This window comes from Marinomonas sp. 63XJN7_9_ISO-PGPR-S23-217 (assembly GCF_056173515.1).
This window is the reverse complement of record NZ_CM149678.1, coordinates 4,912,471-4,936,712: the sequence shown is the minus strand read 5'-3', so window position 1 is coordinate 4,936,712 and position 24,242 is coordinate 4,912,471. Positions and strand designations below refer to the sequence as shown.

Genomic DNA, 24,242 nt, shown 5'->3' with positions numbered 1-24,242 from the left:
ATGCAAATACTAGCAGTGTAGGTGATGACTAAGCGGTGGGTCAAAGCCGACCATGCAACAATATGTGTCGCTTGGTTAATAATCGTAGCAAAGGCTTTTCAAGTCGACATTTTAGCGTTACAAAACGAAATGAAGCATCAGCAGCGAACGAATAATCGGTTTTTGAAATACCTTAAATTCAGACAATAAGTCCAGTGAGCAAATTGCTCAGTTATCGACGGAGCTGACTGATTTGGTAATGCGTTTTAAACTGAAGCCTTGATGGCTGGGCGTTGCTCTGGTTGACTGTTTAATGGATCCCACATTTCTATAGAAACTTTCTGTATAGAAAATCGATCTCCCTTTTTCCTTGAATGAATACAAAGAAAAAGGGAGATGAATACCATTAGATGTAAATCCAACTAGATGGTAAATCGAGCGATTTGCTCTTCTAATCTGTTCGCTAATTTTGCTAACGATTCAGCGCCTTTCGCGCTTTCTTGTGACTCAACGGCCAAATTATTAGCTATTTCTTTAATCGAGTGGCTGTTGTTCGAGATATCCGTTGTCACGATGTTCTGCTCTTCCGCAGCACTGGCAATTTGCAACGACATGTCACTAATGCGTTGCACGGACTCTTGGATCGCTACCAAACTTTCGGCGGCAGATACCGCTTCTTGCACAGAATCATTAGCAATCGATTGACCAGACTGCATAATGTCAACGGCTTTGCGCGTTGTGCTATTCAATCCATCAATCATTTCTTTGATTTCTTCTGTCGAGTTGTGGGTTCTTTGGGACAAAACGCGAACTTCATCCGCTACCACGGCAAATCCCCGACCTTGATCACCTGCACGTGCCGCCTCAATGGCTGCGTTTAGAGCAAGTAAGTTGGTTTGCTCCGCAATATTTTGAATGGTTACCAAAATACCACTAATACTCTGCACTTGATCGTCTAAATTACCAATAATGCCAGACGCCTCATTGACCTGCTCAGCAAGGCGACTGATCGACTGCTTGCTTTTAAGAACCTGATCGTTACCCGCTTGGCTATTTTGGAAAGCTTCTTTCGATACATTTGCTGTATTTTCTGCGTTGCTGGCAATATCGTTTGTTGCTGTCGACATTTGGCTAACGGCGGTGGCAACTGATGTGACTTCATCCAATTGAACCTTCAAATCACGGGAGGATTGGGTCGCTAGACGATGTGAGTCCTGAGCCAATGAATTTAAGTTGGTCGAAAGAGATTTAATCTCGGAAATAATGCCCGCTAGGGTTTGCATAAATCCGTTGAAGTGGCGTGCCAAATCGCCAATTTCGTCATTGCTGGTTTCAGGAATACGGGTTCTAAGGTCTCCCTGACCATTATTCATTTCCGCTAGAACCGCATTAACCTGACTAACGCCTTTAAGCAGTTTGCGGCTCAATAAGTTCATGAGAAAGCTCACCAATAGCGCGGCAATCACCATGGCAATGACAAGCGCTATCAATAGGTGTGTTAAAGGTGCCATTGCTGTCGTTTTATCCAATTGAAAGCAGATTACCCAGTTGGTATTTGGAATAGCAACGCCTGTTACTAACACATCTCCTTGGGTAGATTGTGTCTCCATTAAGGTTCCTTGAGACTGCAAATCGACATTCACACCATAGCCCAAAACGTCTTTCATTTGTTTGTTAACAAACTGGGGATTTGGGTGGGCGATAATCAAACCTTTATTAGTGGCTAAAAAGACTCGGCTATTGGCCATCATTTTAATGTCTAGAATACCCTTGGCAATGCTCTTCAAATTAATGTCTGCCCCGACAACCCCCTTCACACTTGTGCCATCGGTTACTTTTTGTGCGGCACTAATGATCATTTTTTGAGTCGATGCGTCCACATAAGGGTCTGTGTATTCTACTTGATCAGAGCTCAATGCGTCTTTATACCAAGGGCGTTGACGAGGATCATAACCGGCAGGCAAGGGAGCATCCCAACTTTGAATCATTTTCCCATCACTGGTTCACATATAAGCCAAATCGAAATCACCCGACTTCTGAGCTTGCAACAGTGCGTCGGTGGTTACGTCATGTGTTCTAAGATAATTCGTTAATGCTTCGACTGAGGACGATTTCGCGTGAACCCATTCTGCAATCGTCCGGGATTCTCCTTGTGCGATAGACGAAACTTGTGTGTTTAGTCCTTCGGTAAGGGTCTTTTTAAGTTGAAAATAGCCGAAACCGCCAACAATTAAGGCAACGATAATGGCCGACGCAAAGACTACTAGCGAAAACTTGCGCTGCAATGTCATGAAGACGATCTCCAAAATATATTAAAGGAAATGTGTACAAAGTATTGATTATGTCTTTTTAGTATAAAGAACACGCAGTATTTTCACTATTAATAATTTGTGATCAGTTCATGATGGCAAGTAACGACCTAGCAACGGTTACATTAGAATTGATTAATCCGCTATGCAGTCCATCATCTGTAGCGTATTTTGTGTTGATAACACCTGATAAGTCGTTCTAGTGCTTCTTCTTTGTGTTGAGATGGCTCGTTTTATAGGGTGTTGATGCTAGTGAGAACCTAGACGTTATAAAGAGAGCAAATGGGAACTAAGGGAAGAGGCTTCCCTTAGTTAATGTTGAAGTAGGATGGGTGATATCCAAGTAGACTTAGCGCTGTTTGCTTTCAAACTCTGGATGAATCCAAACGGGCGCATCCAAACTGGGTAAGGCCTCTTTGCCCAGAATCATATCCGCGGCTTTTTCCGCGACCATAATCGTTGGAGCGTTTAGGTTGCCGTTGGTGATGGTTGGGAAAATAGAGGAATCCACCACACGCAGGTTCTCTAAGCCACGCACTCGACAAGCTTCGTCCAGTACGGCCATAGGGTCATCTGCGGTGCCCATTTTACAGGTACAAGAAGGATGGTAGGCGCTTTCCACGTTCTCCTTCACCCATTGATCGATGTCTGCATCGCTCTGAATATGCATGCCTGGCTGAATTTCATCGCCACGGTATTCATCCAAGGCAGATTGTTGCAGAATTTCACGGGTTAGACGGATTGTATCGCGCCAATCTTGTTTGTCCTGCTCGGTAGTGATGTAGTTGAATAAAATACGTGGCTTGGCCGTTGGGTCAGCGGACTCTATCCACAATTTTCCACGGCTTTCCGGTTTATTAGGACCAACATGAACCTGGAAGCCATGACCTTCTACTGCTGCTTGGCCGTCGTAACGCATGGCCGCCGGTAGAAAATGGTATTGGATGTTGGGCCATTTCAAGCCTTCGCGAGAGCGAATAAAGCCACAGGATTCAAAGTGGTTGGTTGCACCAAGGCCTGTTTTAAACAGCATCCAGCGTGTACCAATTAAACCTTTGCTGATCAAGCCCAGCTTACTGTTTAGCGTGACCGGTTTTTTGCAGTAGTACTGGAAGTAAACCTCTAGGTGATCTTGCAGGTTTTCACCGACGCCGGGCAGCTCATGAACCAATGGTACGCCCGCTTTTTCAAGCACGTCTTTTGGGCCCACCCCAGACAGCTGCAACAATTGCGGAGAACCAACGGAACCCGCTGACAAGATGACTTCTTTATTGGCGTGAACCTGTTGGGTGTTGCCGTTTTGACTGAACTCGATGCCAACCGCTCGTTTGCCTTCAAAGATCACTTTATGGCTCAACACGCCCGTTTTTAGCGTGAGGTTAGGGCGTTGCAGAGCGCGACGCAGATACACATTTGAGGTGGAGGCACGTACACCGTTTTTGACGGTCATGTGCATGGGGCCGAACCCTTCCTGACGATAACCATTATAGTCACCGGTTTTGCCATAACCTGCTTCTACACCAGCGTCAATAAAGGCCTGATAAAGCGGGTTGTAGGTCATGTTGTTACCATTGTTGGTCGCTAATGGGCCGTTTCCACCTCGGTACAAATCTTCCCCACCTGACCAGGACTCGGCTTTTTTAAAATAGGGCAGACAGGCTTGGTAATTCCAACCGGTTGCACCATTTTCTTCCCATTGATCAAAGTCACAGGCGTGGCCTCGTACGTAGACCATGCCGTTGATGGATGATGAGCCGCCTAAGACTTTACCGCGAGGACAATGCATCTCACGGTTGTCCAAGCCAGGCTCTTTGTCAGTATGAAATTGCCAAGCGTATTTTTCGGTATTCATCGGGTACGATAAGGCGGTTGGCATTTGGATGAAAACGCTCTTATCAGAGCCGCCCATTTCCAATAGCAACACCTTGTTACCGCCACTTTCGGTTAAACGATCCGCCAGTACACAGCCTGCGGAGCCTGCGCCGACGATGATGTAGTCATACATTTCGTTTGCCATTTTTCCTCCAGGTTAGTATGGGTTGGGAATGTCGTTCAAATCCACAAAGACACTCTTGGTTTGGGTGTAGTGGTATAGGGTTTGAATACCATTTTCACGTCCTACCCCTGAGCTTTTGTAGCCGCCAACCGGCATTTCAGCAGGAGAGGCACCCCATGAGTTAATCCAGCAGATACCGGCTTGTATTTGTGCAATAACACGATGGGCACGAGCAATGTCTTTGGTGAAAACGCCTGCTGCTAAGCCATATTCGGTGTCATTGGCACGGGCGATGACCTCATCTTCATCGGTGAAGCTCAGCACGGACATCACAGGGCCAAAAATTTCGTCACGCACTTGTGGCATGTCGTCGGTACAATGAATGAAGACCGTTGGTGCAACAAATGCCCCGTTTTCTAAGCCATTTTCGGTAACTTGGTAGCCGCCGCACAGTAAGGTGGCTCCGGCTTCTTTTGCCGCATCAATATAGCCAAGGACTTTCTTCATGTGATCTTTAGAGATCAACGCGCCCACTTGGGTTTCCATGTCCATTGGGTTGCCAATGACCATGGCTTCAGTACGGGCTTTCAGCTCCTGGGTGAACGCGTCTAATATGTCGGCATGGACAAACACTCGAGTGCCGTTAGTGCAGACTTCGCCTTGTGTATAAAAATTCGCTAACATGGCAGCTGAAACGGCTTGGTCGATCGGCATGTCTGGGAAGATGATCATCGGCGATTTGCCGCCCAATTCCATGGTAACGTCTTTTAGAGATTGGGCTGACGCTGCCATGACTTTTTTACCCGTGCCGACTTCCCCTGTAAAAGACACTTTGTCGATCTCAGGATGATTGGTGATCAGCTGACCGGTACGAGCATCCCCTTGGATAACATTGAATACGCCATCGGGCAAACCCGCTTTCGTATAGATTTCGGCCAGTTTTAGGGCGGTTAATGGGGTTTCTTCTGATGGTTTGAAAATCATCGCATTACCCGCTGCCAAGGCAGGGCCAGATTTCCAACAGGCAATTTGAATAGGGTAGTTCCATGCGCCAATCCCTGCACAGATGCCTAATGGTTCTTTACGTGTGTAGTAGAAGCTACCGTTTCCTAGATCTTGATATTCACCTTGGATTTTATCGGTTAGTCCGGCGTAATATTCGATGACATCCGCTCCGGTTTCGATATCAACACAAATAGCTTCTTGCAGTGGTTTACCCGTGTCTAGCACTTCTAAACGAGCCAGTTCTTCATTGTGCTCACGTAGTAGCTCTGCCGCTCTTTTCAAAATACGGCCGCGTTCAACTGGGCTCATTGCAGCCCATACTTTCTGGCCTTCTTTTGCTGATGCAATGGCAGCATCAAGCTCTGCTTGACCTGCATGCTCTATGGTGGCGATCACTTCACCCGTTGCAGGGTTCAGGGTGTCAAAGTGTTCTCCACTGGTGGATGCATAGTAGCGGCCGTGAATGTATTGCTGCTGATGTGCCATGGTAAACCTCTCTTTTCGTTTGGTTTATCGGAGAGACGAATGTCTACGGATGTGTTGGCTACGCCGAGAAAGGTCTTAAAAATTAAGCGTATTTTCTCGTATTTGTGGCTGAACACGTCGCTCTCTTTTCATATTAAGTTCTTTGTTTTTTACGCAAATAACCGCACGTCATGTTTTTATTAAACGCGCGTTTAATAAAAACAATTGTACACATTTTAGCTATAAATTGCAGCCCGTCTTTGTGAGAGACCGTCAATTAAGAGAGGGGGATAAGAAGGTAAAAGGCACAAAAATAGCCACAAAAGATGAAGAAACATCTTTTTAAACAGTAGGATAGTATTTTACGCCTTTCTTATTTTCGGAAATAGGAAAGGCATAAAAAATATTTATTTTGTCGGCCTACAGGCTGAGCACGCAATTGCTCTCTAGACTGACAGGGCTAGGCACATAATCGTCAGCCATGTCATCGTTAAGCCATTTCTCATCGTCGATGACATAGCGAAACTGATAGGCATTATTGACTTGTAAGTTCAGGGTAGAGGCAAATAGGCCTGATTTTTGTTTGCGCATCGGGTTCGCTTTGCTATCCCAATTATTGAAGTCACCGACTACTGAGACGGACTTCGCCTCACCTACTTTGTCTGCGGGAAGCGCAAATTTTACTTTACATTCTGGTTTTGTTTTTAAATAGGTTTTCTCAATCATTTCCAGCTCCTGTGTCCATTTTTGAAGTGACAGCTAAGGTATCGAACAGAATCTAGCAAGACCTGCGCCAGATAGTGTTTACTGCCAAGTTAAGAAATCAAGAAGTGAGAGTCATGCCTTGAGCCTCACCATTATGCGTCACATCCCTAAGAGACCCTTGCTCAGCTGCTATGCGTGCGATCTCCTGCAAAGGTTCCCTATAGTTTATAAACAAATAACGCTTTTGCCATGACTTAGTGCATGGTAGTTTAAAAAATAAACAATTTAGGGCATTTTTTCGACTACACTTACTATTGAAAAGTAAAAAACAAAAAGTATAAGAGGAGTCATATCATGAGCCCTGAAGCCGTTGTCCTCATTGTATTGGTCTTAATGTTGTTGGTCAAAATCACCTATAAGCTTGTGGTCAAACGTCATCATGAAGATGATAAACACGGTCATGGTCGACACCACCACCCTCATGGTCATCATCATTGATGTCTAGGGGTTAAGCAATTGTGTCTTAATCGCCTAAGTAGCGGTTACGCTTGGTTTCTTTGACTAGAGTAAGATCGACTAACACCAAACCATCAATGCAATAACCGAAGTCGGCATCTACGCCAAAGTCTAAGAAGCGAACGCCACCGGGTTCACACAGTTCCGAATATTGCTTGAACAAAGTTGGAACGCTGGCACCCAAATGACCCAATTGCTCTTTTAGTGTGCGAAAATCTTCTTCATAACGCTCGCCTTTTAATAGGCCTGAGATGATGTCTTGGTGCTCTTGGGAAACTTGATAGGGGTTAAAAGAGCGGGCCAAGTATTCTGTGTCAGGAAAATACTTTTTGTAAAAACTGACAATCAAATCTTTCGCGATTTGCGGATAGCTGTTGCTTAAGCTTACTGGGCCAAACATATAACGAATTTCTGGATGACGCTTTAAGTAGGCCCCAATGCCATACCATAAGTAATCTAGGCTGCGCATGCCCCAGTATTTAGGTTGCACAAAGCTTCTGCCCAGTTCAATTCCCTGTTCAAAATAGGGCTCCATATCACAGGAGTAAGAGAAGAGTTCAGCACTGTAAATACGGTTTTGATTGTCTTCTTTCATGTAGCGAGCCACTTCGCCAATACGATAGGCCCCAACAATTTCGAGTGCTTCCTCATCCCATAAAACAAGGTGGCGGTAGTATTGATCATACTTATCCAAATCTGAACGTTCACCGGTGCCTTCTCCGACCTTGCGAAACGCGATTTCACGTAAGCGGCCGATTTCTTTCATGGTGACGGACATCGGGTCGTAATCCACTAAGAAGATTTGTTTATTATCCTTGGTTGAACCCAAATGTTCCGCTTTTTTCAATTCGGTTTTGATTAACTGGCGATTTTGTGGATGTTCAACCGTCTTTTCTGTTTTTAATAGGGGCTTTTTGCCTTTGGCAATACGGTACAAATGGCGTTTGACCAGTTTATTCTTCTCTTTATCACTCAGTGGCAGCTTGGATAACTCTTGAATAGGGATTGCCTGACCCACTTGCATTGGAATCTTACGATTACGTTGACGAAACATTTCATTTGGTAATTGAATCGTAGACAGGGGACGATACAAAATAGAGCTGGTGTAAAACATCATGGAATTACGACCACCAATGTGCACGGGTAAAATTGGACTGTTGGTCTTTTTCGCGAGTTTTAAGTAGTTCTCATTCCAGCGCTGGTCTTTTACGCCACTGGGGGAGATACGAGAGACTTCACCTGCTGGAAAAATAATCACGGCTTCATCGTTATGTAGACTGTTCATGATGGCTTTTAGTTGCTGACGTCCTGTTTTACCGCCCATATTATCCACCGGTAACACTAAACTTTTTAAACCGTCTAGACTCATCAATAAATCATTGGCGACGATTTTCACATCAGGGCGAATTTCCCCAATCAAACGTAATAAAGCCAGACCATCCAAGGCGCCAAGAGGGTGATTGGCGATGATCATGACGCGTCCAATAGCGGGAATATTACGACGATCCACCTGGCTGACTTGATAGCTAAAATTGAAGTGATCCAAGACGCGATCAATAAATTCGAAACCAACAGAGTCTTTATTTTTTTCTAAAAACTGATTCACTTCATTTTCATGGAATAAGCGTTTTAAAAAGCTCAAAGTAGGACGAGTGATTAGTGGGCTTTTATCAAAAAATTGTGGCGATTTATTGGCAATCAATTGCTCGACTTCTATCACAGTGTTGCTCCGTTCAAACAGGATTTTTGGAGGATACTATTGAGCATAGATTAGTCAGGTGACAGTAATATGACAACACAATCGATAGGCCGCTATCGACAGATCGTTAACGAGTATTGAGTTGTTCTTTTAAGGTATCAGTCTAGAAAGGGGAAGCCTGTGGCTGAACCAAAGGGTGTCGTGAGGCTAAAAAAGGTGATGGAAGAAGAGCTATTAGCCCGTTAACGAAGGGTTACTCTGGCGTTGTATCCGGCTTGAAACGGTAGAAATAGTTCCATAGACAGTAGCCAGTAAAGCCTAATGCGATCACACCCCAAAATGAGTTACCACTAGACCATTCCATATATGTCCAGCCCAGAGCGACTAGGGTTGCTGCGATACGGCGCCATAGTGGGCGCATAAAATTGTATTCAGATGTGTTCACTATCGAGACTCCTTTATCTATCGACACAGAAAGGCGTTTATTTCAACGGACTGTAGATGAAAGGACAGTCGTGCCTAGCAACGAATAGTAGCCGATTCTAGGGAGAAACAACATGGGAAGATAATCTTGAAAAAACGCTGGTAAAACAAAGAAAAACGAAAAGCTTATTGGCTTTTCGCTTTGCTGTTACCAAGGGAGATATGGCGAGGGCCCGTTAGTTGAGATTGACCACTGACACCAGAGTCAATTTTGTTTATTTGTCCACCACGAGCAAGAAATTCTTGCATTTGCTTTTCAATGGATTCCGAGGTTTCCGATGCAGCGGGTTGCTTCTTTTTCGTCGCCATAGTGCTAATCCTTATATGAGTTGAGCAAAGAGTATACCATATTTTAAAAACGAAATCTTGCTATGGTCTAACGTCGGAAAACGTGTCGTCATTTTATGGCTTCGGGTCTTGCCTACTTCAGTCAGTGGTTTGAATGAGGATGATAGCGCCGCATAATCGGATTGAATAAGCGTGTCAGCCAGCCAGTAAACTCAATGGGAGAATCCAATACCGTGAGACAAATGCATTCGGCATCTTTAGTGACCATGGGTTTGTGTTTGTGACTGGCATCTCGGGTAATAAAGTCCCCCCGACGATAGATGCCACTTTTATCAGAAAAGGCGCCTTCCAATACCAGCGTGATTTCATCACCAGTGTGAGTATGAGTTGGAATGCTAGCGCCAGCTTTGATTCGAGTTAACGCGACCTGTGCGCCACCTTCTTCTTGGCATAAGGTAGCGATTTTGACCGAAGGGGATAACGACATCCACTTGAGTTTGTCATAGCCAAAGGGAACAAACTGGCGAAGGCTTTTCGGGACTTGGTAGTCTTGTTCCCATGACGGGAGGGTCTCTTCGCTTGCCATTGGGCCTGTTGACTGATCTCGATGTCCTTGCTCTTTTACTGGCGAGCTTATGCCCTCAGAGCGGTCTAGTTCGCGCAGTTTGTCAAAAAATGATGCTTTCAGATCGACGATATTGGCGTCTTCTGTGGCCGTTTGAGTAAATAGTTGCGCGCCAAGCGTGGTCAGCTTGCGTATTTGTTGTTGGCACTCTTGGCATTGCTCGATATGCGTTGCAATAGACATAGAGTGTGTCAGGCTCAACGAGCCAGCGGCATAATCCGTCAGCATTTCAATGCTTGGGTGGTAGTGAATCGTCATAACTACCTCTTAATATAAATCGTCAGTTTGTGAAGCGCTAAGCGTACACGAGATTTAATGGTGCCTAGAGGCAGGGAAAGTTCTTCCGCCGCTTCTTTGTGCGTTTTACCTTCTAAATACACTTTAGCGAGTACCTGTTGTTGATCCTGTGGCAATTTTGCTAGTCCAACCTGGATGCGTTCTTGATCGCGTTTTTGCTGGGCGTCTTTGAATGGGTCTGCATTCTCATCGACTACATCGCGCCACAGATATTCCGGGTCAATATCCGATTGGTGACGGCTGTTTTTACGTAAATAGTCAATACGGGCATTACGTGCCAAAGTGAAAACCCATGTATTGAGTGATGCCGTTTCTGACTTATAAGTATGTGCTTTTCGCCAAATCCGAATCATCACTTCCTGTGCTATGTCATCAGCCATCAGATTGGCACCGGGTTGAGCGGCTAAACAAAATGCCCTGATTTTGGGAACATAATGATCGAACAGTCGATTCAGCGCGTCTTGATCGCGACTTTGCGCAATAGCGAGCATGTCTTGAACCAAGTGGTCATCAGAGTCAATCTGCTTGACAGTGTTCATTTATTACTCCCACTCTATTGAAATTCCAGTTGATGCCGATGGCAGACCATGCATCGCACCTCTTATTATCATTGTACGCACTCCTTTTAAAAAGGGATCACATTGTTAAGACTTTTTCTCTGTGTTGTCCCATCTAAATAAAGTGATCCAGCCTTTTATCCGCTACGTTTATAGAGAACACCGTAATGATACGGCTAACTGTACAGACCGATTAACAAACAAGGGCGGATGCTCCAATGGAATCTCAACAGGCGTTAATGAATCGATTTAAGGCATTTTATGTGGATATTAAACAGGTTCCTTTGGCGGATATCGGCGAGTTGTACGCCAATGATGTGATTTTTAAAGATCCGGTACAAGAGGTTCGTGGTATCGAGAAGTTGTATGCCTACATGTCTGATTTATGCTTGAGTGTTCAAAGTGGTCGTTTTGAGTATCTAGATCAACAAGTTAGTGAAAATAAGGCCTACATAAAATGGAATATGCACTTTAAGCATCCTAAACTTGGGAATCAGACGCTCACGGTACGAGGTATGAGTCAGATCGAGTTCAATGACCGTATTTATTACCATGAAGACGTTTATGACCTAGGCTCTATGTTGTACGAGCACATTCCCTTATTAGGGCGTGCGGTAAAAGGACTTAAAAAACGCTTAGCGATGCCATCCTAAACGTTAACTCGGATAATAAGGAGGATAGGATGAGTAGCAAAGGTGTGGTTTGGATTACCGGGGCGAGTTCCGGTATTGGTTTATCCTTGGCAAAGCGCTATCTCTATAATGGCTTTCGAGTGATTGTTAGCGCTCGCCATCAAGGCGAGCTTGCACCCTTAATTGAACAAAATGATGCGTTAATTTTTGTTCCGTTTGATGTGTCTGATAACACACAGATCGAGTCTGTTCGTGAAACACTGTTGTCTCATGCTGATCACCTAGATTGTGCCATTCTTAACGCAGGCACCTGCGAATATTTTGAAATTGATTCGCCAGACTGGGACATGATGCAGCGCATTATGTCAGTGAACTATCTGGGTTTGGTGCATTGTGTTGAAGCCTGTTTACCATTATTACGCAAGGCAGCAAAGCCTCATCTTGTGGGAGTCAGTTCCCAAGCGGTACAAGCGGCGTTTACCAAAACTCAGGCCTATGGTGCCAGCAAAGCGGCTATTCGCTATTTTTTATCGTCGTTGCGTATCGATTTGAAAAAAGAAAATATCGACGTAACTTGCATTTTACCCGGCTTCGTCGATACCCCATTAACGCAAAAAAACACCTTTCCAATGCCGTTTTTGATGCCAGCAGAGCAAGCGGCCGCTCGCATTGAACGTGCCATAGAACGACGTCCATACGAATATGCGTTTCCTAAACGTTTAAGTGTCATGCTTTGGCTTGGACGACACTTCCCAAAACTTTGGTCGGCGTTAACGGCCCCTAAAGAATAATGATTGATTGCACTTTCACTGATTGGAAAGTGTATGAGGAGAGAATGAGTGAAAATTGCCATAATTGGTTCGGGGATCTCTGGTTTAACCAGTGCTTACTTACTGCAGCAAGAGCACGATGTGACCGTATTTGAGTCGGCAGAACGTATTGGTGGCCATACCGCAACGGTTCAGGTGAAAGAGGGCAATACAACACGGCATATTGACACGGGTTTTATTGTCTTTAATGACTGGACCTATCCAAATTTTATTCGACTGATGGATGAGTTAGGGGTTGAGTCCATTCCCACCGAAATGAGCTTTAGCGTGAGCTGCCAAAGAACCGGATTGGAATACGGCGGAAATAACCTCAATACTCTGTTTGCTCAGCGTCGTAATATTTTTAATCTGCCTTATTTGGGGATGCTAAAAGACATCATGCGCTTTAATAAGGAAGCCATTGCCGATCTGGAAAGTCATCGCTTAGCAGAAAGTGTGACGTTAGGGGAGTATCTGAAGGAAAAGGGTTATGGCGAGATGTTTGCCAGTCATTATTTGATTCCCATGGGGAGTGCGATTTGGTCGTCTACCTTAGAGGAAATGATGGACTTTCCGTTGTTATTCTTTGTTCGTTTTTTCAAAAATCATGGATTATTGAGTGTCAATCATCGCCCTCAGTGGCGGGTGATCAAGGGGGGCTCTTCGGCTTATCTAACCCCCTTAGTGGCAGCCTTTAACGATAAGATTGTTCTCAATGCTGGGGTTCGCCAAGTTGAACGCTTTGCAGACAGAGTGGTTGTGCACTTTGAACAGGGCGAGGCGCAAACCTTTGATCAAGTGATTTTCGCTTGTCACAGTGATGAGGCCTTGGCTTTATTGGTGGACCCAAGCCAAGATGAAGCGACCATCTTATCGGCCATCCCATATCGAAATAATGAAGTGATATTGCACTCTGATACGACGTTATTGCCTAAGAAAAAGCTGGCATGGTCCAGTTGGAATTACTACCTAGGTCACGAACAAGGCAAACCTGCAACATTGAGCTACAACATGAATATATTGCAGCGCTTTACCAGTGATACCACTTACATTGTGAGTTTAAATCAAACCGACCTGATTGATGCCAGTAAAATTCTAGGGCGTTTTCATTACGCGCATCCCACTTTCACCTTAGAAGGTATTAAGGCTCAAAACCGCTGGCAAGAAATCAATGGTGTCAATCGTACTTGGTTTTGTGGTGCCTATTGGCGCAACGGTTTCCACGAAGATGGATGTTGGAGTGGGGTTCGCGTTGCGCAAGGCTTGGGGGTCGAATGGACGTAACCTCACTTATTCAACACAGTGGCATTTATCAAGGGATGGTGCGCCATCGTCGCTTCGCTCCCCGCCATCATGAATTTCGTTACCAAGTGTTCATGATGTACCTAGATCTGGATGAGTTAGACAGTGTGCTGTCATTAAGCCCTTGGTGGTCTGCGAAACCTTGGCATTTGGCGCGTTTTAACCGAGCCGATTATTTTGGTGATGCGCAACGACCACTGAAAACCTGTGTGTTAGAGAAAGTGAATGAGACGCTAGGGACGAGTTTACAGGGCGCGGTGCGCATGCTCACCAACTGCCGCTATTTCGGGTTCATTATTAACCCCATCACTATCTACTACTGCTTTGATGAATATGAGCAATTAAATGCCATGTTGGTAGAAGTGACGAATACGCCTTGGGGAGAACGTATCGCGTATGTCTTATCTTGTGATCCGAGTTGCAATACGCAACGTATCCAATTTAACAAGCAGATGCATGTGTCGCCATTTCATCCGATGAATCATTTCTATGATTGGCGTAGCTCGACCCCCGATAAAAAATTGGCGATCCACATGCAAAATAAAGAACAAAACGAAAATCAGCGCTGTGTGTTTGATGCGACTTTATCGTTAAAACGCATCCCTGTGACAAGCTCATCATTGGCTCGAGTGTTGTTTCACTACCCCATGATGACGATGAAAGTTGCGGCGGGCATTTATTGGCAAGCCGCTAAACTATGGTGGAAACGGGTGCCTTTTTACTCCCATCCAGACGCTCCGTCGGAGAAGGCTCCGAAATAGAAACGCCCAGCAAAGAAATGGCATTTAACAAGAGGCATGGTGAATGAGTACAGTGAGTATGAGTAACCAAAAAGTAAAGCGTCGTCCTACTTGGTTTGACGGTATTGCAAAACGCATGGTGTTTGCCATGTTAAATAAATTGGAGGTCGGCCATTTAACGCTTGAGGATGAAGGCGAGGTGTATGAATTTGGACAAACAAAGGACAACGCCGATTACATTGCCCATATAAAAGTACATGATAACGGTGCATATCGTGATATTTGCTTAAACAGTAGCATTGGCTCAGGTGAAGCCTATATGAAAGGCTGGTGGAGCAGCCCTGATATTGTGAGCGTGATTCGCTTGATGGTCGCGAACTTAAGCTTGATCAATAAAATGGACGCTAAGAAACCTATTTGGAGCCGACTTGCCGCTAAAATCGCCCATAAACTTAATGCCAATACCCGACGTGGCTCGAAGAAAAATATTTCTGCCCATTATGACCTTGGCAATGATTTTTTCTCCTTATTTTTAGATCCTACCATGATGTATTCGGCTGCTGTTTATCCAGATCGCAACGCCTCGTTGGAGGACGCTGCCACGCACAAGCTGGATCGGATTTGTCAGAAACTGCACTTGAGTGAGCAAGACCATCTGTTAGAAATTGGTACTGGTTGGGGAGGCATGGCGATTCATGCCGCCAAATATTATGGCTGTAACGTGACCACCACAACCATTTCCCAAGAACAGTATGATTTTGCTAAAGCACGAGTCGAAGCGGAAGGTTTAAGCGGTCAGATTACCTTATTGCTAAAAGACTACCGTGAACTCACTGGTCAATACGATAAGCTGGTTTCCATTGAAATGATTGAAGCCGTTGGTCACGAATATTACGACAGCTATTTCACCAAGTGCAGTGATTTATTAAAGCCGAACGGTGTGATGGTGATTCAGGCAATTACTATTGCTGATCAGCGCTATGACTACGCGCGCCGTTCTGTGGATTTCATTCAGCGGTATATTTTCCCCGGTGGTTGTTTGCCTTCTAATCAAGTTATTGCTCATAAAATTGCGCAAAAGACCGATATGCAAATTATCGCTCTAGAGGACATTACAGAGCATTACGCGAAGACGTTGGCCGATTGGCGTGAGCGCTTCCACGCCGCTCGAAGAGAGGTAATGGACATGGGGTTTGATGACGTTTTTTTCCGTATGTGGGACTTTTACTTTGCCTATTGTGAAGGCGGGTTTAAAGAAAGGGCCATTAGTACGGGGCAGTTTGTTTTTGCCAAACCAAACTACCGTTTTGCGTTGGCAAATACCGGCCAATAGAGGGCATGATGAAAACCCTATTGCAAGCCATTTTGTTTCAAGCGACTTGGTTCGCTTGTGTGCTTGGTGGCAGTGTTTATGGGGGATTAGCGACTTTATTGTATTTATTTTTACATGATCATTACTTTTTAAAGAAACGTAAAGAATGGCAATTGATGCTATTGTTTTTCACCCTGGGTGTCATTGTCGACGGCTTGTTTTTCCACTTCCATGTCTTTTTATCCGCTCATAAAGAGACCGAGTTAGCGGTGCTTCCACCGCTATGGCTATTATGTTTGTGGATTTGTGTGGCGACCTTGTTTGCTCATAGCTTGTCTTTTTTACAGGGGCGATATTGGTTGAGCGCTGGCTTGGGCTTTGTTGGGCCGGTATTGAGCTACCTAACAGGATCGAATATGTCTGATATTGAATTAGCAAAGCCTTTGTGGATAACGCTGGTCAGCATAGGTGCTGTGTGGTCGCTTATTTTGCCGTTGGGTGTCTTTTTGTGTGATCAATGGGGATTATATTCTAATGAAGGTCGTATTCATGATTAGGTTATACGCTGGTCGTTTTCGGTTTGTTATTGCCCTTTTGTTAGGGTTGGCAGGTAGTCAGTGGGTCTTGGCGGATGCATCTGTGGATCGAGTGGTAGGTAAAGCCTATGACCTCAAAACAGGAGCACTGTTGTATCGTGAAACCCATACCCTGAACAATGAAATTCAGAATGTGGAATATTCCGAGCCGGATGGTCAAGTATTCGGCCATAAAAAGATTGACTATAGTCAGTCGAAAACGGCGCCTAGTTATACTCAAGTGAATGAGCGTAATGGCGAGGTTGTAAAAGTGGTCTCTACTCCACAAACGATCACCATTTCATATAAAAAGAACCGTGAGTCACAACCTGAAGTGGCTACCTTACAATTTGAGCAGGGTGTGCTAGTCGACGCTGGCTTTAATAATTTCATCAAAGAATACTGGCAGGCACTAAATAACGGCACCAAGATGGATGTGAAATTCGTTGTGCCAAGCCGGCAGACGGAAATTGGCTTCGTCATTGCTCGCAGCCAGTGTAAACCTGGGACGCAAAAAGGCGCCGAGTGCTTTTCTATGACGCCTCGGGCTTGGTGGGTAAAACTGTTAGTCGACCCCATTGTCGTTGCCTATGATCCAAGCGATAAACGTTTATTGCGTTACACAGGGCGTGGCAACGTGGCGAACAGAAATGGTGACTACCCAGATGTGGATATCCAATATCAGTACCTAAAAACCCCTGTTAAAGACAGTGATCAAAACGTCACCTATTAGGTAGGAGTCGAAGTAGGAGTCGAAGGTGAACATTCAACTTACCCAGCAAGGAGAGAGACATGGTGCAAGTTATTGCCAGAACGTTAATAAACAAAAAATGGCGAGTTTGCTTTTGGCTATTGGCTTTAGGGATGTTGAATGCTTGCTCAAGCCCAAATGTAGCGCTTTATGCGAAAAATAAACCAGAATTCAAATTACAACAGTTCTTTAATGGGCCCTTAACGGCCCATGGCATTGTAAAAAATCGCAGTGGTGAGGTGATCCGTTACTTTAATGCGGATCTTGTTGGCTCATGGAACAATGGCGTGGGGACGTTAAAGGAGCATTTCCTTTTTAATGATGGGGAAAAACAGCAACGCACTTGGACGCTCACTCCCACAAAAAATGGTCAATATGAATCGTCGGCCGGTGATGTTGTTGGGAAAGGGTCGTTAAACATGGCTGGCAATGCGCTCTTTATGAAATACGTTCTGCAAGTGCCCTATGATGGTGATGTGATCAATGTCAATGTGGATGATCGCATGTATATGGTGAATCCAAACGTGGTGATCAACGAATCCGTGTTGAGTAAGTTTGGCTTTGATGTTGGTTATCTTACCCTAGTGATTGAGAAAAGAGCGTCACCGGAATCCTAGAGTGAATAACTGATTTATTAAAAATTTACTATTGGTTTTATAATATTAATCTATTTTTTCTTTTATTGTGCGGGCGCTATAGTTAACTTAGCACTCAAGGAAGAGTGTAAGTGATTACCAACAATTATCACTGGCGGTTTGATGATAGCTAATTTTGCATTCAGCTTCATTCGCACAATCTAAGAAAATGGATGTCGTCAAAACAAAGTGGCACGATGGTTTGTTTTGACGTTAGTTATTGGAAAGCCTTGCAATGTATAATAAAAGGCCACCTCTAGGGTTATAATGCTCTCTTAAAGAAAGTATTACTCCCTTTAGGTGGCTTTTTATTGGCACGCTACTGCTTAAAATTGTATTTGCCTCCGCCTTCTCTTATCCTTGCTGCGTTGTATCTTATATTTCTCTTTTTTCTGATGAAAGGCGTGTAATGGCCACTCTTGTGTTTCGACTTAAATTTGTGCCTGAAGAGGAGGCGGATGATATCCGTCAACTGCTAGCAGAGCACGACATTTCATTTTATGAAACCTCGGCAGGACGCTGGCAGATCTCTTTAGCGGGGATTTGGGTGAGAGATAAGGAACAAGCACAGAAAGCCTTGGTGCTGATACGAGAAGATCAGATCAAGCGCATGAGTAATCGACCACCACCGACTATGTGGGATTGGATTCTGGGTTATTGTCAGCATGCTCGACAAAACCCTGCGGAAAGTATCTTTACCTTTATTAGTGTGATTTTGGTGCTTGCGTTGACGATCTTACCTTTTTGGGCGTTACTCAAATAATCGTTTAAGAGCCTTTATCGCCCTTTCATGTGTTGTGAGTGTGCGACTTATCTGAGCCATTTAGACAGGCACACATTTTTCCTGGCTGTGAATCAGCGCTTTAGTGACTTGTCGACGAGTTATGATGCCAATTAAGCGATTGTCTTCTATTACTGGGTAAATTTTGGGTTTGGCTTCAACCATCAATTTTGCCACTTGTAATACATGATCGTTCGGGTTGACCGTCAGTACCTCACTTTGCATGACATCGCCCACTCGCCTTGGTTCGTCGCAATAGTAGGCGCTTTGCACTAGGGAAGGAAGCATGTCCTGCTCCGAGACGAAACCGATCAATTGTCCATGGTTATCGGCCACTGGAGCCCCAGATAACTTATGTTGAGCCAACCCTAATACACACTGAGTGATGCTGGTTTCTGGATGCACAAAAAACGCACCTCGCGACATCACATCTTTGACTAGCAGCGTTTTCTCCTTCATACGATTCTCCTTGCGACTCAGCACAAAACGATTTTGTTGCTCCTTTCAGTCTAGTGGTGAATGCTTTATCCCGCTCTGTTCATCGTGATAAAAATTGTTGTTTTTCTTTAACATTTTGTTGTCTTTGTTAACTGGTGACGAGTGTGCGTTTGCGTCGTGCCATGGACACGCTTAAAAACTGTACACTGATGGCGCTGGCCACGACCATGAACATCCCAAATAAGCTCAGTGCATCTGCATGGGATGAGGTGATAAGAGAAGGCCACCAGCCGAATAACACACACAATTCGGTTAATACAAACGCCGTAACAGGGGTGAGGGCGATGGCGGCGCTTACCTGTACCGTTTGCCAGTAGCGTAATGCCTGGGCGAATGCGCCATAGGCAATCAAGGTGTTGAGACAGCAAAATCCTGTTACCAGCCAATCGCTTAGCGAAATGCCAGAGAACTGGCTTGGGGAAGTAAAGGGCAACATCACAATGGCAGCATAGACATAGACCCCCAATAGAATATTGGAAGGCGATAAGCGGTTAAATAACGATTTTTGGAGTAAGGCGTAGATGGACCAAGCCATGGCGGAGACCTGTATGATGGCAAAGCCTATCCAAATGGTATCGGCCTGCTGTGTACCAAAAACAGGATGGAAAAAGGTCAGCATTCCGATGCCCAAGGTAAGAAAACACAACCACTGTAACCCACTGACTTTTTCTTTGAGAAAGAAAAGACCGCCCAGTGCGAGAAACAAGGGAGCAAACTGAAAACTCAATTGTGCCGAACCTGGCAGTAAATACCGTAAGCTCCAAGCAAAGCTGGTGTAATTGACAATCAAAAAACTGCCAGTGGCGATGAGTCTGCCGTAATCGCGGCGTGTTAAGTGGCGAAACTCAGACAGTTTACCTCGTTGCCATTGCCACAAGCCAAGAACAACGCCCGCCACGCAAAAACGTAGCCAAGTCAAGGTAATGGGATCAGCAAATCCCGAGGTGAGCTTAAGTGCAATCGCCAGCATGCCCCAAAATAGAACGGTAATAACGCTGAAAAAAAGTCCATATAAAAAAAGCTGTTTTGGCGTTTGCATTGGGGATTCCTGGTTGGCGAAGTGTCAGCAATGTTCTTTTATCGCCATCATGGCTTTGTTTATCGATGAAATCCAATGCATAATTGGGCTAACTATTATGCATAAATCGGTTTTTACTCAATGCTCTCGAACGCCTTACAACAACTGGACTTAAAAACACTGACAGGGCTGTTGTATTTGTTGGAGGAGCGGCATGTTGGTCGAGCCGCCACACGACTTAATTTGAGTCAATCGGCGATGAGTCGCTTATTGAACCGTTTACGGGAGGCGTTTGATGATCCTTTGTTTATTCGTACTGCTCAAGCCATGGTGCCCACCGCTAAAGCGATGACCTTAGAAGCGCCGATCAGGCAAATGCTACAAAAAATAGCCAGCTTAGACGAAAGCGGTGCGTTTTCCCCCCATACCAGTGAACGAGTGTTTCGTCTGCAAACCACCCATTATCAAGCGCAAGCTTATGTTCCCGCGATTGCTGAGCGCTTTTATCAAGCTGCGCCTCATGCCATATTAGAAACCAGCACTCTCACAGAGGCGAGTTTATTAAGCCAAGCACAAACTCGCGTGGACGTGGTGTTGTGCAGTGAATATGTGCAAGTGCCGACGTATTTTGAAACCAAGCTACTGGGTTATGAAACGTTTCGTTGTTTGATGGCGAAAGATCATCCATTGGCGATACAGGACTGCATTAGCATGGACGATTATTTGGCCTATTCACACGTACTGGTCACCATGGGCGGCTCTGGATGGGTAATCAGTGACAGTGTGTTAGGGGAGCGCGCTCAAGAACGACGTTTTGCTTTGCGCACGCCTTATTTTCTTGCCGCATTAGAAGCCGTTGGTAGAACGCAGCTTCTGATGAGTACCAGTGGTCTGTTGCCCGAGCGTTTTCGAGAACAGTTTGGCTTGGTTATGAAGCCTTTGCCCGTTGCGTTTCCCGATATTCGCTATTTTATTGGTTGGTCAAAATTTGTCTCTCAAGATCCTGCGGCCACTTGGTTTCGCCAGCTGGTGGGGGAAGTGGCAACCAGCTTGATTCCTTACCCTGAATTGTAAGAGGTGAGAGCAATTTAAGGCCACTTTTCCCTGTACGGGGCAATTTCGGGTATACTGATTCTTTGTTCCAGTATTGACGGTATTATGGCGTTTTCGAAAAACAAATCTTTATCGGGTAAACGTTCGAATAAGTTAGAGCTGCACCCTCGTAACCCCCATCAGGCGCGTTATAACTTTGCGTTACTGGCTGACTCGTGCCCTGAGTTAGCTCCCTTTGTTCGACTGAATCAATACGGCAATGAGTCCATCGATTTTGCCAATCCCGAAGCAGTAAAAATGCTTAATCGCGCCTTGTTGAATCACTTTTATGGAGTGTCGTTCTGGGATATTCCACCAGGGTATCTTTGTCCGCCAATTCCCGGGCGGGCGGATTATATTCATTATCTGGCGGATTTACTGGCTGCAAGCAATAACGGTGTGGTACCACGGGGCAAAGGCGTTAAGGTATTGGATGTGGGGGTGGGCGCCAATTGTGTGTACCCCATTATTGGTCACCAAGAATACGGCTGGCAATTTGTCGGCTCCGATGTGAACCCCGTAGCCGTGGCCACCTCGGAAACCATCGTAAAATCCAACTCTTGCCTAAAAGGCGTGGTCAGCATCCGTCAGCAATCCCAGCCAAGTAAATTATTTGATGGTATTTGGCACGACGAAGAGCGCTTTGATCTTGTGCTTTGTAATCCGCCATTTCATACCAGCGAGTCGGCCATGACCGGGGAAACCAAACGCAAATGGCGTGGTGTGAAAGGTGAAGCACCCAAAACAGAAAAGCCTGTGTTGAATTTTGGTGGCACGGCGGCTGAATTATGGTGTGAAGGCGGTGAGGCGGGGTTTGTCTCGCGCATGGTCAAAGAAAGTGTGCAATACGCTGAGCGCTGTTTTTGGTTTACCTCCTTGGTAGCACGGCAGAGTCATCTAGAGTCAATTTATCGGGTATTAAAAGACGTTGGTGCGACTCAAGTGCGCACCATCAAAATGGCGCAGGGGCAAAAAATCAGTCGGTTTGTCGCTTGGAGCTTTTTGGACGGGAGTCAAATGGCGTATTGGCAAGACAACTACTGGAAAAGCTAGTTGTCTTGCCAAGTCAATAAATGGGCGTGTTTAGTGATAAGCGCAAAGGTGTTTGGCAATCTGAGTGGCCAGTTGCGCGTTATTAAACACAAGGCGAATATTACTCGCTAAACTGTTGCCGCCGGTTAACTCCGCCACCCGCGCTAATAAAAAAGGTGTGGACTCCTTGCCAGAAATCCCTTGTTCGTCGAGCTCGCTCAGAGCCTGATTAACGGCCTTGTCGATGGTCGTTTTGTCCATGGCGAATTCTTCTGGAATCGGGTTGGCAATCACCGCCCCACCATGTAGATTCATGCTCCATTTTGCCTGCAGGAATTCCCCAATGCTTTCCGGTGTAGGCATCGTAAAGTCGACTGTTTGGTCACTTTCACGTGTGTAAAACGCAGGTAAGGACTTGGTTTGATAGCCTAATACGGGCACCCCGTGAGTTTCCAAATATTCCCGAGTTAACGCCAGATCCAAAATGGATTTGGCGCCCGCGCATACTACTGCCACATTGGTTTGTGCCAGTTCTTGCAAATCGGCGGAAATATCGAAAGTTTGCTGAGCGCCACGGTGCACTCCACCAATGCCACCCGTTGCAAACACCTTAATGCCCGCCATGGCGGCGATAATCATGGTAGCAGCGACTGTCGTGGCGCCGTGTTGTTTCGTGGCGACTACATAAGGCAGATCGCGGCGCGAGCATTTGGTAACCGATAACCCCGCTTGTCCTAACACATCAATTTCTGCTTCACTTAACCCCGCCTTTAAACGGCCATCAATAATCGCAATGGTGGCGGGAACGGCGCCGTTGTCGCGAATGATTTGCTCCACTTGTTTCGCCGTTTGGGCGTTCTCAGGCCATGGCATGCCATGGGAGATAATAGTGCTTTCTAAGGCCACGACGGGCAGATTATTGGCGAGTGCATGAGCCACTTCAGGGCTAATATCTAAATACGTATTCATCGCGTTTTGATCCATTCTTGTATGTTATGGGGAGTAAAGTTGGGGTGGTTGGCGTGTTGGGATTCCAGTGTCATGCCCGCACAGGCAAGGCTGAATTCCAGCTGCTGTTGGCGTGGCCAGCTTTGGCTTTGGGCGTACATAAAACCCGCCAGTAAGGCATCACCGGCGCCTGTATCACTGATCGGTGACGTGCTGTAGCAAGGTACCAAAAGACTTTGCTCGGCATCTTGATAGAGCAGTCCCTGACTACCTAAGCTCAGTAACACGGCACTGACTCCTTTGGCTTGCAGCGCTTGCGCAAGTCGTTGAGGATTGTCTGCTGTGCTGCCCAAAAGGGCACGGGCTTCGTCTTGATTGACCTTGAGCAAGTCGAGTTTTGGTAGCACAGATCGGAGCCGTGGCGCTTTGGTAGCGGATACCGCATCGGCAATCCAAAAGGCCTGAAAGTCTTGTTTACTGAACCAGTCTATGGCATTACAGCTTAAATTAGCTTCGATCAGAATGTATTGGGAAGCGTGAAAAAGCGGGGATTTGCTGCTGAGTAACGGTTCGTCGAGGGCATCGATAATATGCATATCGGCGATGGCGGCAACCAATTGTCCTTGGTGATCATTCACGGCCAAATAGGTGCTGGTGGGATAATCGGGGTGACGAATCACATGTTGAGTATTGACGCCAGCAAGCCGTGTTTGCTCCAGCATCCAATCTCCAGAGGCATCTAAGCCAGCGATGGACACGAGGGAGGCATTGAGTCCAAGCCTTGCCAAGTTTTCTGCAATATTGCGACCCACGCCACCAGGACTTTGCGCCACATTTCCTGGGTTGGAGTCGTGTGGTAGGAGTGTTGCCGAGCTTTTGCCATGAATGTCCAAATTACTGCCGCCGACAACCACGATGTTGTCTTGCTCAGGCACTATGTAGCCTTTCCCCAAAATGAGTCCTTGTCGAGTCAGACGCATAATGTGGCCAGCAATGGACTCTCGGCTCATGCCAAGCATGTCGGCGAGCTGTTGCTGGGACGCCATGGGGTGGCGCTTTACGGCATCAAAAACACGAGATTCTATTTCGGTCATAGGGGTACCAATAACTTATGTTATACAAACAAACATAAGTTAAGTATTCTCTTTAGGTCAAGCAAAAAGAATAAAAAAATAACCCGTTTTATGATGGCG

At 45.6% G+C, this 24,242-nt stretch carries 26 protein-coding genes; 12 read left to right on the top strand and 14 right to left on the bottom strand.

Going from position 1 to position 24,242, the window contains the following annotated elements:
• Positions 1 to 401 precede the first annotated feature (401 nt).
• The 5 genes from AC0VYI_RS22935 to AC0VYI_RS22915 all read right to left on the bottom strand — a co-directional run bounded on the left by AC0VYI_RS22935 (position 402) and on the right by AC0VYI_RS22915 (position 6,480).
• Positions 402 to 1,967 carry a methyl-accepting chemotaxis protein gene (locus AC0VYI_RS22935; RefSeq protein ID WP_475445830.1) on the bottom strand — a complete coding sequence of 522 codons (1,566 nt, stop codon included), beginning with the start codon at positions 1,965 to 1,967 and terminating at the stop codon, positions 402 to 404.
• Positions 1,968 to 1,982: 15 nt separating this feature from the next.
• On the bottom strand, positions 1,983 to 2,270 hold the full coding sequence (locus AC0VYI_RS22930) for a hypothetical protein (protein ID WP_475445828.1): 288 nt from the start codon (positions 2,268 to 2,270) through the stop codon (positions 1,983 to 1,985).
• 367 nt (positions 2,271 to 2,637) lie between these two features.
• Entirely contained in the window at positions 2,638 to 4,305 is a 1,668-nt protein-coding gene (gene betA / locus AC0VYI_RS22925; RefSeq protein ID WP_475445826.1) for a choline dehydrogenase, read from the bottom strand.
• A 12-nt stretch (positions 4,306 to 4,317) separates the two neighbouring features.
• Positions 4,318 to 5,775 (bottom strand): betaine-aldehyde dehydrogenase, encoded by a 1,458-nt coding sequence (gene betB, locus AC0VYI_RS22920; protein ID WP_475445824.1) that lies wholly within the window; start codon positions 5,773 to 5,775, stop codon positions 4,318 to 4,320.
• A 399-nt stretch (positions 5,776 to 6,174) separates the two neighbouring features.
• Positions 6,175 to 6,480, bottom strand: a complete 306-nt coding sequence (locus tag AC0VYI_RS22915) for an isoamylase early set domain-containing protein (RefSeq protein WP_199476297.1) — start codon at positions 6,478 to 6,480, stop codon at positions 6,175 to 6,177.
• A 333-nt stretch (positions 6,481 to 6,813) separates the two neighbouring features.
• On the opposite strand from AC0VYI_RS22915, the gene AC0VYI_RS22910 reads away from it, so the two are divergent.
• The gene (locus AC0VYI_RS22910) at positions 6,814 to 6,957 is read left to right on the top strand and encodes a hypothetical protein (RefSeq protein WP_199476298.1); all 144 of its coding nucleotides are present in this window, start codon (positions 6,814 to 6,816) and stop codon (positions 6,955 to 6,957) included.
• 25 nt (positions 6,958 to 6,982) lie between these two features.
• On the opposite strand, the gene olsF is transcribed toward AC0VYI_RS22910, so the two are convergent.
• The 5 genes from olsF to AC0VYI_RS22885 all read right to left on the bottom strand — a co-directional run bounded on the left by olsF (position 6,983) and on the right by AC0VYI_RS22885 (position 10,906).
• Positions 6,983 to 8,695: a bifunctional ornithine lipid synthase OlsF gene (gene olsF / locus AC0VYI_RS22905; protein WP_199476299.1), complete on the bottom strand. Its 1,713-nt coding sequence runs from the start codon at positions 8,693 to 8,695 to the stop codon at positions 6,983 to 6,985.
• A 232-nt stretch (positions 8,696 to 8,927) separates the two neighbouring features.
• On the bottom strand, positions 8,928 to 9,119 hold the full coding sequence (locus tag AC0VYI_RS22900; RefSeq protein ID WP_199476300.1) for a hypothetical protein: 192 nt from the start codon (positions 9,117 to 9,119) through the stop codon (positions 8,928 to 8,930).
• A 164-nt stretch (positions 9,120 to 9,283) separates the two neighbouring features.
• Positions 9,284 to 9,466 (bottom strand): hypothetical protein, encoded by a 183-nt coding sequence (locus AC0VYI_RS22895; protein ID WP_067018828.1) that lies wholly within the window; start codon positions 9,464 to 9,466, stop codon positions 9,284 to 9,286.
• Between the two features lie 121 nt (positions 9,467 to 9,587).
• Positions 9,588 to 10,328, bottom strand: coding sequence for a ChrR family anti-sigma-E factor (locus AC0VYI_RS22890; RefSeq protein WP_475445821.1), 741 nt, complete (start codon positions 10,326 to 10,328; stop codon positions 9,588 to 9,590).
• Positions 10,329 to 10,330: 2 nt separating this feature from the next.
• The gene (locus AC0VYI_RS22885) at positions 10,331 to 10,906 is read right to left on the bottom strand and encodes a sigma-70 family RNA polymerase sigma factor (RefSeq protein WP_199476302.1); all 576 of its coding nucleotides are present in this window, start codon (positions 10,904 to 10,906) and stop codon (positions 10,331 to 10,333) included.
• Between the two features lie 236 nt (positions 10,907 to 11,142).
• Between AC0VYI_RS22885 and AC0VYI_RS22880 the strand changes: the two genes are divergently transcribed.
• The 9 genes from AC0VYI_RS22880 to AC0VYI_RS22840 all read left to right on the top strand — a co-directional run bounded on the left by AC0VYI_RS22880 (position 11,143) and on the right by AC0VYI_RS22840 (position 18,443).
• Complete coding sequence (locus AC0VYI_RS22880; RefSeq protein ID WP_475445819.1) at positions 11,143 to 11,577, top strand: nuclear transport factor 2 family protein; 435 nt, start codon at positions 11,143 to 11,145, stop codon at positions 11,575 to 11,577.
• A 29-nt stretch (positions 11,578 to 11,606) separates the two neighbouring features.
• Positions 11,607 to 12,347 (top strand): SDR family NAD(P)-dependent oxidoreductase, encoded by a 741-nt coding sequence (locus tag AC0VYI_RS22875; protein WP_475445817.1) that lies wholly within the window; start codon positions 11,607 to 11,609, stop codon positions 12,345 to 12,347.
• A 48-nt stretch (positions 12,348 to 12,395) separates the two neighbouring features.
• A complete protein-coding gene (locus AC0VYI_RS22870; protein ID WP_475445815.1) occupies positions 12,396 to 13,649 on the top strand; it encodes an NAD(P)/FAD-dependent oxidoreductase in 1,254 nt (417 codons plus the stop codon).
• On the top strand, positions 13,640 to 14,428 hold the full coding sequence (locus AC0VYI_RS22865) for a DUF1365 domain-containing protein (RefSeq protein ID WP_475445813.1): 789 nt from the start codon (positions 13,640 to 13,642) through the stop codon (positions 14,426 to 14,428). The genes AC0VYI_RS22870 and AC0VYI_RS22865 overlap by 10 nt, the downstream gene beginning before the upstream one ends.
• Positions 14,429 to 14,471: 43 nt before the next feature.
• Positions 14,472 to 15,740 carry a class I SAM-dependent methyltransferase gene (locus AC0VYI_RS22860; protein WP_475445811.1) on the top strand — a complete coding sequence of 423 codons (1,269 nt, stop codon included), beginning with the start codon at positions 14,472 to 14,474 and terminating at the stop codon, positions 15,738 to 15,740.
• A gap of 5 nt (positions 15,741 to 15,745) precedes the next feature.
• The gene (locus AC0VYI_RS22855; RefSeq protein WP_233407739.1) at positions 15,746 to 16,276 is read left to right on the top strand and encodes a DUF2878 domain-containing protein; all 531 of its coding nucleotides are present in this window, start codon (positions 15,746 to 15,748) and stop codon (positions 16,274 to 16,276) included.
• Positions 16,269 to 17,027: a hypothetical protein gene (locus AC0VYI_RS22850; protein WP_199476308.1), complete on the top strand. Its 759-nt coding sequence runs from the start codon at positions 16,269 to 16,271 to the stop codon at positions 17,025 to 17,027. Before AC0VYI_RS22855 ends, AC0VYI_RS22850 begins: the two co-directional genes overlap by 8 nt.
• A 59-nt stretch (positions 17,028 to 17,086) precedes the next feature.
• Positions 17,087 to 17,662, top strand: coding sequence for a DUF3833 domain-containing protein (locus AC0VYI_RS22845; protein WP_475445808.1), 576 nt, complete (start codon positions 17,087 to 17,089; stop codon positions 17,660 to 17,662).
• 427 nt (positions 17,663 to 18,089) lie between these two features.
• Complete coding sequence (locus AC0VYI_RS22840; RefSeq protein WP_475445806.1) at positions 18,090 to 18,443, top strand: DUF6164 family protein; 354 nt, start codon at positions 18,090 to 18,092, stop codon at positions 18,441 to 18,443.
• A gap of 60 nt (positions 18,444 to 18,503) precedes the next feature.
• On the opposite strand, the gene AC0VYI_RS22835 is transcribed toward AC0VYI_RS22840, so the two are convergent.
• Both AC0VYI_RS22835 and AC0VYI_RS22830 read right to left on the bottom strand, forming a co-directional pair.
• Complete coding sequence (locus tag AC0VYI_RS22835; protein ID WP_475429931.1) at positions 18,504 to 18,920, bottom strand: CBS domain-containing protein; 417 nt, start codon at positions 18,918 to 18,920, stop codon at positions 18,504 to 18,506.
• 127 nt (positions 18,921 to 19,047) lie between these two features.
• A complete protein-coding gene (locus AC0VYI_RS22830) occupies positions 19,048 to 19,998 on the bottom strand; it encodes a DMT family transporter (protein WP_475445804.1) in 951 nt (316 codons plus the stop codon).
• Between the two features lie 120 nt (positions 19,999 to 20,118).
• On the opposite strand from AC0VYI_RS22830, the gene AC0VYI_RS22825 reads away from it, so the two are divergent.
• Together AC0VYI_RS22825 and rlmF are read left to right on the top strand one after the other, a co-directional pair.
• Positions 20,119 to 21,051: a LysR family transcriptional regulator gene (locus AC0VYI_RS22825; RefSeq protein WP_475445802.1), complete on the top strand. Its 933-nt coding sequence runs from the start codon at positions 20,119 to 20,121 to the stop codon at positions 21,049 to 21,051.
• 84 nt (positions 21,052 to 21,135) lie between these two features.
• Positions 21,136 to 22,122: a 23S rRNA (adenine(1618)-N(6))-methyltransferase RlmF gene (gene rlmF, locus AC0VYI_RS22820; protein ID WP_475445800.1), complete on the top strand. Its 987-nt coding sequence runs from the start codon at positions 21,136 to 21,138 to the stop codon at positions 22,120 to 22,122.
• A gap of 30 nt (positions 22,123 to 22,152) precedes the next feature.
• Here the strand turns inward: rlmF and AC0VYI_RS22815 are convergent, their stop codons facing one another.
• On the bottom strand, positions 22,153 to 23,070 hold the full coding sequence (locus AC0VYI_RS22815; RefSeq protein ID WP_475445798.1) for a pseudouridine-5'-phosphate glycosidase: 918 nt from the start codon (positions 23,068 to 23,070) through the stop codon (positions 22,153 to 22,155).
• Positions 23,067 to 24,143 carry a PfkB family carbohydrate kinase gene (locus AC0VYI_RS22810; RefSeq protein WP_475445796.1) on the bottom strand — a complete coding sequence of 359 codons (1,077 nt, stop codon included), beginning with the start codon at positions 24,141 to 24,143 and terminating at the stop codon, positions 23,067 to 23,069. Before AC0VYI_RS22810 ends, AC0VYI_RS22815 begins: the two co-directional genes overlap by 4 nt.
• Positions 24,144 to 24,242: the final 99 nt, after the last annotated feature.